Below are 234 nucleotides of genomic sequence, written 5' to 3' on the forward strand. Positions count from 1 at the left end.
GGCATTCAACCTCCTTATCATCATCTACCCTTATCCTATCACATCCGGACTTTTATGGAAAGAGCTATAGATGAGTAATAAAGGCTGTTGTTACGATAATTCTGTTGCAGAAAGCTTCTTTAGCTCATTGAAAAGAGAAATACTTATTGATACTTCACAACACTCTGCTCAACAAACTAGAACTGCAATATTTGAATACATAGAAATTTTTTATAACAAACAACGTCACTATTA

The 234-nt window shown here is 33.3% G+C and carries 1 pseudogene; it reads left to right on the top strand.

From position 1 onward, the window contains the following. Positions 1 to 70 precede the first annotated feature (70 nt). A pseudogene (locus OZD68_RS06660) lies at positions 71 to 234 on the top strand (IS3 family transposase); the annotation flags it as partial.

It is taken from the genome of Wolbachia endosymbiont of Drosophila bicornuta, from assembly GCF_028982105.1.
In the GTDB taxonomy this organism is placed as follows: domain Bacteria; phylum Pseudomonadota; class Alphaproteobacteria; order Rickettsiales; family Anaplasmataceae; genus Wolbachia; species Wolbachia pipientis.